The following is a 10009-nucleotide window of genomic DNA, read 5'->3' on the forward strand; positions in this document are numbered from 1 at the left end:
GCGGTGCGTATCCTACTGATTAAAAAGGGGAAGTCAACACCTGTAGGGCGACTTCCCCGATTCGTTTCAGAGTACCTGGACGATCGCGCTGGTCACGGCGCTGAGGTTGCTGTGGTTCAGCGCGGCGACGCAGATGCGGCCGGTGCCCACGGCATAGATGCCGAACTCGGTGCGCAGGCGTTCTACCTGCTCGGCGGTCAGGCCGGAGTAGGAGAACATGCCGCGCTGGCGGGCGACGAAGCTGAAATCGCGCTTGGCGCCTTGAGCGGCCAGTTGGTCGACCATGGCCAGGCGCATGTCGCGAATGCGCTGGCGCATCTCGCCCAGTTCTTCTTCCCACAGGGCGCGCAGCTCGGGGCTGTTGAGCACACTGGCGACCACGGTGGCGCCGTGGGTCGGCGGGTTGGAGTAGTTGGTACGGATCACGCGCTTGGCTTGCGACAGCACGCGGCCGGCTTCTTCCTTGCTGGCGGTGACGATGGACAGCGCACCGACACGCTCGCCGTACAGCGAGAAGGACTTGGAGAAGGAGCTGGAGACGAAGAACGGCAGGCCGGACTCGGCAAACAGACGGACGGCGAAGGCGTCCTGGTCGATGCCTTCGCCGAAGCCCTGGTAGGCAATGTCGAGGAACGGCACGTGCTCGCACTCGCGCAGAACTTCCAGTACGGCTTTCCAGTCATCCAGAGAGAGGTCGACGCCAGTCGGGTTGTGGCAGCAGGCGTGCAGTACCACGACGGAGCGGGCCGGCAGGGCCTTGAGGTCTTCCAGCAGGCCGGCGCGGTTCACGCCGTTGGTGGCGGCGTCGTAGTAGCGGTAGTTCTGCACCGGGAAGCCGGCGGACTCGAACAGGGCGCGGTGGTTTTCCCAGCTCGGGTCGCTGATGGCGACCACGGCGTTCGGCAGCAGGCGCTTGAGGAAGTCGGCGCCGGTCTTCAGTGCGCCGGTACCGCCGACGGCCTGGGTGGTGACCACACGGCCTTCGGCCAGCAGGGCGGAGTCCGCGCCGAACAGCAGTTTCTGCACGGCGCTGTCGTAGGCGGCGATGCCCTCGATCGGCAGGTAGCCGCGCGGGGCGTGGGCCTCGATGCGCGCCTTCTCGGCTTCAGCGACGGCGCGCAGCAGCGGAATTCGACCTTCTTCGGTGAAGTACACGCCGACGCCAAGGTTGACCTTGGTGCTGCGGGTATCGGCGTTGAAGGCTTCATTCAGGCCCAGGATGGGGTCGCGCGGCGCCATTTCGACGGCAGAGAACAGACTCATTTTGTGCGGGAGCTCGGAGAGGAGGTTGAGAACCGGCAACGCCCAGTCAAAACCGGAACTAGGGGGTTGCATAATCGGGCCGGTAGTATATCGACTCAGTCTGCGTGCGGCGACAGCGCCGTGACGCATTTCAGTGCTTTGACGCCGGCGCTCGGTTGGCGTCACAGAGGGTGGAACATGTCGGATTTTCAGCTCGTTACCCGCTTCAAGCCTGCCGGCGACCAACCGGAGGCTATCCGCCAGATGGTCGAGGGGCTGGAGGCCGGTCTGTCGCACCAGACCCTGCTGGGTGTGACCGGTTCGGGCAAGACCTTCAGCATCGCCAACGTGATCGCCAAGGTGCAGCGCCCGACGCTGGTGCTGGCACCGAACAAGACCCTGGCCGCGCAGCTGTACGGTGAGTTCAAGAGCTTCTTCCCGAACAACGCGGTGGAGTATTTCGTTTCCTACTACGACTACTACCAGCCGGAGGCCTATGTGCCGGCCTCCGACACCTTCATCGAGAAGGATTCCTCGATCAACGACCATATCGAGCAGATGCGTCTGTCGGCGACCAAGGCGCTGATCGAGCGGCCGGATGCCATCGTGGTTGCCACCGTCTCCTCGATCTACGGCCTCGGCAGCCCCGAGGAGTACCTGAAGATGGTGCTGCACGTGGATCGCGGCGACAAAATGGACCAGCGCGCGCTGCTGCGGCGTCTGGCTGACCTGCAGTACACCCGCAACGACATGGATTTCGCCCGCGCCACCTTCCGCGTACGCGGCGATGTGATCGACGTGTTCCCGGCCGAATCGGACCTCGAAGCGATCCGCATCGAGCTGTTCGATGACGAAGTGGAGAGCCTGGCGGCGTTCGATCCGCTGACTGGCGAGGTGATCAAGCGGCTGCCGCGCTTCACCTTCTACCCCAAGAGCCACTACGTGACCCCGCGCGAAACCCTGCTGGACGCGATGGAGAACATCAAGGTCGAGCTCAAGGAGCGCCTGGACTACCTGCGCACCAACAACAAGCTGGTCGAGGCGCAGCGCCTGGAGCAGCGCACCCGCTTCGACCTGGAAATGATCCTCGAACTGGGCTACTGCAATGGCATCGAGAACTACTCGCGCTATCTCTCCGGGCGGGCGCCGGGCGAGCCGCCACCCACCCTGTACGACTACCTGCCGCCGGAGTCGCTGCTGGTGATCGACGAATCCCACGTCACAGTTCCGCAGATCGGTGCCATGTACAAGGGCGACCGCTCGCGCAAGGAAACCCTGGTGGAATACGGCTTCCGCCTGCCTTCGGCGTTGGACAACCGGCCGATGCGCTTCGAGGAGTGGGAGGCGGCCAGCCCGCAGACCATCTTCGTCTCGGCCACGCCAGGCAACTACGAGGGCGAGCACGCCGGGCGGGTGATCGAGCAGGTGGTGCGGCCCACCGGCCTGGTCGATCCGGAAGTGGAAGTGCGCCCGGCGCGTACCCAGGTCGACGACCTGCTCTCGGAGATCCGCAAGCGCGTGGCCGTGGAGCAGCGCGTGCTGGTCACCACCCTGACCAAGCGCATGGCCGAGGACCTCACCGATTACCTGGCCGACCACGACGTCAAGGTGCGCTACCTGCACTCGGACATCGATACGGTGGAACGGGTGGAGATCATCCGCGACCTGCGCACCGGCGCCTTTGACGTGCTGGTGGGCATCAACCTGCTGCGCGAGGGCCTGGACATGCCCGAGGTGTCGCTGGTGGCGATCCTCGATGCGGACAAGGAAGGCTTCCTGCGTAGCGAGCGCTCGCTGATCCAGACCATCGGCCGCGCCGCGCGCAACCTGCACGGCAAGGCGATTCTCTATGCCGATCGCATGACCGGCTCGATGGAGAGGGCGATCGGCGAGACCGAACGCCGTCGCGAGAAGCAGATGGCCTTCAACGCCGCCAACGGCATCGTGCCGAAAGGCGTGACCAAGGACATCAAGGACATCCTCGAAGGCGCCGTGGTGCCCGGCGCGCGTAGCAACAAGCGCAAAGCCGCGCTCAAGGTGGCGGAGGAGAATGCCCGCTACGAGGCCGAGCTGCGCTCGCCGAGCGAGATCAGCAAGCGTATCCGTCAGCTGGAAGAGAAAATGTTCCAGCTGGCCCGCGACCTGGAGTTCGAGGCCGCTGCGCAGCTGCGCGACGAGATTCAGAAGCTGCGTGATCGCCTGCTGCAGGTCTGATCGGCGTATCGAGCGGAGGAGGGCCGGCGCGCGTTAGCGCCGGCCGAAGATGATCATCGAAACTCCGATGAGGATCGCCGCGCAGGCCAGGCCGGCGGACAGGCTCAAGCTCTCGTCGAGGATCAGGTAGCCAAGCAGCAGCGCCACCACCGGGTTGACGAAGGCGAAGGTCGACACCAGGCTCGGCTTCACCTCGCGTAGCAGCCAGAAATACACCGGATACACGCCGAGGCTGACCGGCAGTACCAAGTAGGCCAGCCACAGCCAGCCATTGGCGCTCATCTGGCCCAGCTGCAGCAGCTGCCAGTCGCCATGGGCCAGGCCGAGGCCGCTCATCACCACGGCGCCGACCAGCATCTGCAGGCCCAGGCCAGTGGCGGGGGACTGGAATGGCGCGCGCTTGCGCAGCCACCAGGCGCCAACCGCCCAGAGCAGGGTGGCCAGCAGCACCAGGGCGCCGGACAGCCACTGCTGCGCGCCGCTGTTATCGCCCAGGCCGTTGCCCATCAGCAGCACGATGCCGCCGGTGGCTATGGCCAGGCCCAGCAGCACCCAGAGCGGCGGGCGCTCGTCCAGCAGCCATTCCAGGGCCACGCTCCACAACGGCAGGGTGGTGTAGAGCATCGCCAGCAGGCCGGTCGGCAGGTGCTGGTTGGCGTAGATCAGCGCGCCCTGGCCGACCGCGATCAGCAACAGGCCGCCGATCAGTGCGGTGCCCCAGTCGCTGCGCTGGATCTTCAGCTCGCCGCGGGCTGCGACCCACAGCATGGCCAGCACGCCGGCCAGGCAGAAGCGCAGGGCGCCGATGACAAAGGGCGGTAGCTCGCGCAGGAGGAAGTGGTTGGCCAGGTAGGTGGTGCCCCAGCCGATGTAGATGACCAGGAAGGCGCTGACTAGAAGCAACGAGCGATAACGCGATGACATGCGGAAACCGAGCAGGGAGAAGGTGGCGGGCTCAGTGCGCCGCGCCACCGGTAGCGCCGGCGGGCAGCGCACGGGTCAGCAGCACGGCGACCATGCTGATGGCCAGGGCCAGGCCGACGAAATGGAAGGCGTCATTGTAGGCCATGATCATCGCCTGCTGGTGGGCGATCTCGCTAAGCTTGCCGAGCGCCGCCTGCGAGCTGCCGAGCTGATCGGTGAGCAGCGCCAGGCGCTCGTCCACCTGCGGGTTGCCCGGTACCAGGGCCTCGCGCAGGTAGTCGAAGTAGATCTTGGCGCGGCTGTCGAGCAGGGTGGCGAGCAGGGCGATGCCGATGGCGCCGCCGAGGTTGCGCAGGATGTTGAACAGGCTCGAGGCGGAGCCGGCGTCCTGCGGCTGGATGTAGGCAGTGGCGATCAGCGAGATGGTCACCATGATCATCGGCTGGCCGAGGGCGCGGATGATCTGGATATGGTTGAACTGCTCGCCGGCGAAGTCCGGGTTGAGTACGCCGGAGAAGAAGCTGGAGGCGCCGAACAGGCCGAAGCCGATGGCGCACAGCCACTTCGGCGAAATCACCTTCATCAGCTTGGGCACCAGCGGGATGATGAACAGCTGTGGTAGGCCCATCCACATGATCACCTCGCCGATCTGCAGGGCGTTGTAGCCCTGGATCTGTGCCAGGTACAGCGGTAGCAGGTAGATCGAGCCGTACAGGCCCAGGCCCATGCCCAGGCTGGAGATGCTGGTCAGGCCGAAATTACGTTCACGCAGGATGCGCAGGTTGATCAGCGGGTTCGGCTTGGACAGCTGCAGGATGACGAACAGGATCAGGCTGACAAACGCCACACTGCCGAGGCCGACGATCAGGCTGGATTCCAGCCAGTCCTTGCGGTGGCCTTCCTCGAGGAATACCTGCAGGCAGCCCAGACCCATGCCCAGGGTGACGATGCCGGCGTAGTCGGTGCTCTTCAGCAGTTCCCAGTGCGGTGGCTTCTTGTCCAGGCCGTACATCAGGCCGGCGATCATCAGCAGGCCAGGGGGGATGTTGATATAGAAGATGTATTCCCAGCCCCAGTTCTCTGTCAGCCAGCCGCCCAGGGTCGGGCCGATGGATGGGGCGAAGGTGGCGGTGATGGCGAACAGCGCCATGCCCTTGGCGCGGTGGTGCTCCGGCAGCTTGATCAGGGTCAGGGTGAAGGCGAGGGGGATCAGCGCGCCGCCGGTGAAGCCCTGCAAGGCGCGGAACACGATCATGCTCTCCAGGTTCCAGGCGAACGAGCAGAGCAGCGACGAGGCGAGGAAGCCCAGCGACACCCACACCGCCAGGCGCCGCGCCGAGAGCAGCTGCACCAGCCAGGCGGTGAGCGGGATCATGATGATCTCGGCCACCAGATAGGAGGTGGAAATCCACGAGCCTTCCTCCAGGGTGGCCGACAGTGCACCCTGGATGTCCTTCAGCGAGGAGTTGGTGATCTGGATATCCAGTACCGCCATGAAGGCGCCGAGCATGGCGCTCATCACCGCGATCCAGTCGCGCCGGCTGGGTTCCCCGACCGGGCGCAGCAGGGCATCAGCCGCCATGGTGGGCTTCGCTGGCGATGTCGACTTTCACTTCCACGGACATGCCGGGGCGAATCTTGCCCTGCAGCGGGTTGTCGGCAGCGAAGGTCAGCTTGACCGGGATGCGCTGCACCACCTTGGTGAAGTTGCCGGTGGCGTTGTCCGGCGGCAGCAGGCTGAACTGCGCGCCGGAGGCGGCGAACAGGCTGTCGATACGGCCTTCGATAGGGGTGTCGGGGTAGGCGTCGAACACCAGCTCGGCGCTCTGGCCGGGCTGCATCTTGCCGATCTGGGTTTCCTTGAAGTTGGCCTGCACCCAGATGGCGTCGTTCGGTACCACCGACAGCAGATAGGCGCCGGCCTGCACTACCTGGCCGCTACGGGCCGAACGCTGGCCGATGATTCCGCTGATGGGGGCGTGAATTTCGGTGCGCTTGAGGTTGATCTGCGCCTGTTCAACTTCGGCGCGGGCGTTGGCGATCTGCGCACCCAGGCGCTTGATCTCGGCTTGCAGGGCGGCGACCTGCTGATGCTGGGCGGCCAGGTCGGCCTCGGCCTTGGACAGCTGCGAACGGGCTACGCGGCTGTCGGCGGAGAGGGTGGTGACGCGCTCCTCGGAGACGTAGCCCGGCTTGCGCAGGGTCTGCGCGCGGGACAGGTCGATCTGCGTGCGGCTGAGGTTGGCCTGGCCGGCGGCGACATCGGCCTGGCTGGCGGCGATCAGGTTGGCCTGCTGGTCGAGGCGGCTCTGCGCCTGGGTCAGTTCGGCCTCGCGGGTGGCCAGGGCGGCGCGGGCGCGCTCCAGGGCCAGTTGGAAGTCGGCGGATTCCAGGGTGACCAGCAGCTGCCCCTTCTCGACATGCTGGTTATCGGCGACCAGTACCTGTTCGATACGCGCGCTCAGCTGGCTGGAGACGCGGGTGATCTCGCCCTGGACATAGGCGTTGTCGGTGCTCTCGTGGAAGCGTCCGATCAGCAGCCAGTGGCCAAACAGCCCCAGGCCGACGATGGCGAGGAGGGCGACGAAGATGGACAGGCGGCGTTGCAATTGGGCAGGCATGAGGCGGGCTCGAACGGCGGGCGTAAGTGTAAGCAAATCTAACAGTGTTGCCGGCAATGCTGTAGCCAGTAGAATTCGCAAACTTTGTTGCTTATGGGGAACAATCATGGGCCTCGATGATGCCTTGATCTTCACCCGCGTGGTGGAGTGCCACAGCTTCACCCAGGCCGCTCAGAGCCTGGGTATGCAGAAATCCACGGTGAGCCGGCGCATCGCCCTGCTCGAAGAGCGCCTCGGCGTGCGCCTGCTCAATCGCACCACGCGCAAGCTGCGCCTGACCGAGGTGGGGCAGGCCTACTACGAACGCTGCCGGCAGATCATGCTCGACTTCGCCGAGGCCGAGCAGGCGGTGATGCAGCTGCAGCAGGAGCCGTCCGGCCTGCTGCGCATCACCGCGCCCATCGAGTTCGGTCAGCTGTTTCTCGGCGGCGTGCTCGGCCGCTTCATGCTGCAGTACCCGCAGATCAGCGCCGAGGTGGAGCTGACCTCGCGCGAGGTGGACCCGCTGGAGGAGGGTGTGGACATCGCCATTCTGGTGGGCCAGCCGCGCGATTCGACGCTGATCGCCCGCAAGCTGTTCGAGAGCCCGCGGCGGCTGTATGCCAGCTCCGACTATCTGGCGCGCCACGGTACGCCGCGCACGGTGCTGGAACTGGCCGAGCACCGGGCCGTGCACCTGCCCATCGATTCGGCGCGCTACTGGCCGCTGCTGGGCGAACACGTGCCCTGTCAGCGCGCCCTGGCCACCAACAACCTGACCCTGGCCCGCGAGGCGGCCCTGGCCGGCGCCGGTATCGCCGCGCTGCCACTGATGATTGCCGAGCAGGGCGTGCGTGACGGCCTGCTGCTGGAGTTGTTGCCCGAGGCGCGCCTGCCAGTCGGCGAGATCTACGCGGTGTATCCGTCGCGTCGTTTCCAGGCGATGAAGGTCAAGGCTTTCCTCGACTTCCTCATGGCCAGTCTGCCGCACGGCAGCCTGCTGGAGCCGGCGGCGGCCGGCCTGCTAACATCGCGCCCTTGATCCATCCTTCCTGCTTCCGAGACTTGTCATGACCAAAGTCCGCACCCGCATTGCGCCGTCGCCTACCGGTGATCCGCACGTCGGCACTGCCTACATCGCCCTGTTCAACCTGTGCTTTGCCCGCCAGCACGGCGGCGAGTTCATCCTGCGCATCGAAGACACCGACCAGTTGCGTTCGACCCGCGAGTCCGAGCAGCAGATCTTCGACGCTCTGCGCTGGCTGGGCATCGAGTGGAACGAAGGCCCGGACGTCGGCGGCCCGCATGGCCCGTACCGGCAGAGCGAGCGCGGCGCGATCTACAAGAAGTACTCGGACGAGCTGGTCAGCAAAGGCCACGCCTTCCCTTGCTTCTGCTCCGCCGAGCGCCTGGACCAAGTGCGCGCCGAGCAGATGGCGAAGAAGGAAACCCCGCGCTACGACGGCCACTGCATTCATATCGCCCCGGAAGAGGCGCAGAAGCGCATCGACGCCGGCGAATCGCACGTGGTGCGCATGAGGGTGCCGAGCGAAGGCGTTTGCGTGGTGCCGGACATGTTGCGTGGCGACGTGGAGATCCCGTGGGATCGCATGGACATGCAGGTGCTAATGAAGGCCGACGGCCTGCCCACCTACTTCCTGGCCAACGTGGTCGACGACCACCTGATGGAGATCACCCACGTCCTGCGCGGCGAGGAGTGGCTGCCGTCGGCGCCGAAGCTGATCAAGCTGTACGAGTACTTCGGCTGGGAGCAGCCCAAGCTCTGCTACATGCCGCTGCTGCGTAACCCGGACAAGTCCAAACTGTCCAAACGCAAGAATCCGACCTGCATCACCTTCTACGAGCGCATGGGTTTCATGCCCGAGGCGTTGCTCAACTACCTGGGCCGCATGGGCTGGTCGATGCCGGACGAGCGCGAGAAGTTCTCGCTGACCGAGATGATCGAGCACTTCGACCTGTCGCGTGTCTCGCTCGGCGGACCGATCTTCGACATCGAGAAGCTGTCGTGGCTCAACGGCCAGTGGCTGCGCGAGCTGCCGGTAGAACAGTTCGCCAAGCGTGTGCAGGACTGGGCGTTCAATTCCCAGTACCTGATGCAGATCGCCCCGCACGTGCAGCAGCGCGTCGAGACCTTCAGCGACATCGCGCCACTGGGCAGTTTCTTCTTCAGCGGCGGCGTGCAGCTCGATCCTGCGCTGCTGGCGCACAAGAAGCTCTCGCCTGACCAAGTGCGCCAGGCCCTGCAGCTGGTGCTGTGGGAGCTGGAGGCGCTGCGCCAGTGGGACAAGGAGAAGATCACCGGCTGCATCCAGTTCGTCTGCGAGGGCCTTGGCCTCAAGCTGCGCGACCTGATGCCGCTGATCTTCCCGGCCATTACCGGCAAGGCCAGCTCGGTCTCGGTGCTGGATGCCATGGAGATCCTCGGCGCCGACCTGTCGCGCTTCCGCCTGCGCCAGGCCGTCGAGCTGCTCGGTGGCGTCAGCAATGGCGAGACCAAGGAGTGGAAGAAGCTGCTGGAGGGTTTTCGTGGCTGAGTAGGGGAGGTCGCCAGTCATCGCACGAGAAGGCGTGATTTGCCCGGCCTCAAGGGTAAGTGATTGTTCTTCCTCCAGAATTTTTTAGGTCTCGCTGAAAAATTGTGTTGACAGGCAAATACCTCCCCCCTAATATGCGCCCCGTCCAAGCGACGGGGCTATAGCTCAGCTGGGAGAGCGCTTGCATGGCATGCAAGAGGTCGACGGTTCGATCCCGTCTAGCTCCACCAATCACTGACAAGGCCAGCCTAGTGCTGGCCTTGTTCTTCGAAGGTTTTGTCCCCTTCGTCTAGTGGCCTAGGACACCGCCCTTTCACGGCGGTAACAGGGGTTCGAGTCCCCTAGGGGACGCCACTTCACGCAGTGCTTGCACTGCACGTCGAGAGACGCAAAATCCGGGGCTATAGCTCAGCTGGGAGAGCGCTTGCATGGCATGCAAGAGGTCGACGGTTCGATCCCGTCTAGCTCCACCAA

The 10009-nt window shown here is 65.1% G+C and carries 7 protein-coding genes and 3 tRNA genes; 6 read left to right on the forward strand and 4 right to left on the reverse strand.

All coding sequences use genetic code 11. The features are described 5' to 3' along the window. Positions 1 to 66: 66 nt before the first annotated feature. Positions 67 to 1263 carry an amino acid aminotransferase gene (locus IP89_RS21360; protein ID WP_043311857.1) on the reverse strand — a complete coding sequence of 399 codons (1197 nt, stop codon included), beginning with the start codon at positions 1261 to 1263 and terminating at the stop codon, positions 67 to 69. A gap of 177 nt (positions 1264 to 1440) precedes the next feature. Here IP89_RS21360 and uvrB point away from each other — a divergent pair, with 177 nt between their 5' ends. After that, positions 1441 to 3456: an excinuclease ABC subunit UvrB gene (uvrB, locus tag IP89_RS21365; RefSeq protein WP_043311859.1), complete on the forward strand. Its 2016-nt coding sequence runs from the start codon at positions 1441 to 1443 to the stop codon at positions 3454 to 3456. A gap of 33 nt (positions 3457 to 3489) precedes the next feature. Here uvrB and IP89_RS21370 read toward each other — a convergent pair whose 3' ends face one another. The 3 genes from IP89_RS21370 to IP89_RS21380 are packed head-to-tail and all read right to left on the reverse strand — an operon-like array spanning position 3490 to position 7001. Then, positions 3490 to 4428 carry an EamA family transporter gene (locus tag IP89_RS21370; RefSeq protein ID WP_256203177.1) on the reverse strand — a complete coding sequence of 313 codons (939 nt, stop codon included), beginning with the start codon at positions 4426 to 4428 and terminating at the stop codon, positions 3490 to 3492. Then, a complete protein-coding gene (locus IP89_RS21375) occupies positions 4412 to 5902 on the reverse strand; it encodes an MDR family MFS transporter (protein ID WP_177326915.1) in 1491 nt (496 codons plus the stop codon). Before IP89_RS21375 ends, IP89_RS21370 begins: the two co-directional genes overlap by 17 nt. A 49-nt stretch (positions 5903 to 5951) precedes the next feature. Continuing rightward, positions 5952 to 7001 (reverse strand): HlyD family secretion protein, encoded by a 1050-nt coding sequence (locus tag IP89_RS21380; RefSeq protein WP_043311863.1) that lies wholly within the window; start codon positions 6999 to 7001, stop codon positions 5952 to 5954. 106 nt (positions 7002 to 7107) lie between these two features. Between IP89_RS21380 and IP89_RS21385 the strand changes: the two genes are divergently transcribed. The 5 genes from IP89_RS21385 to IP89_RS21405 all read left to right on the forward strand — a co-directional run bounded on the left by IP89_RS21385 (position 7108) and on the right by IP89_RS21405 (position 10008). Beyond that, positions 7108 to 8022, forward strand: a complete 915-nt coding sequence (locus IP89_RS21385; RefSeq protein ID WP_043311865.1) for a LysR family transcriptional regulator — start codon at positions 7108 to 7110, stop codon at positions 8020 to 8022. Between the two features lie 28 nt (positions 8023 to 8050). Next, positions 8051 to 9535: a glutamate--tRNA ligase gene (gene gltX / locus IP89_RS21390; RefSeq protein ID WP_043311868.1), complete on the forward strand. Its 1485-nt coding sequence runs from the start codon at positions 8051 to 8053 to the stop codon at positions 9533 to 9535. A 154-nt stretch (positions 9536 to 9689) separates the two neighbouring features. Continuing rightward, a tRNA-Ala gene (locus tag IP89_RS21395) sits at positions 9690 to 9765 on the forward strand. 48 nt (positions 9766 to 9813) lie between these two features. Beyond that, positions 9814 to 9889 (forward strand) — tRNA-Glu (locus tag IP89_RS21400). Positions 9890 to 9932: 43 nt separating this feature from the next. Next, positions 9933 to 10008, forward strand: a tRNA-Ala gene (locus IP89_RS21405). The last annotated feature ends 1 nt before the right edge of the window (position 10009 follow it).

Source organism: Pseudomonas sp. ML96 (genome assembly GCF_000761545.1).
GTDB lineage: Bacteria > Pseudomonadota > Gammaproteobacteria > Pseudomonadales > Pseudomonadaceae > Aquipseudomonas.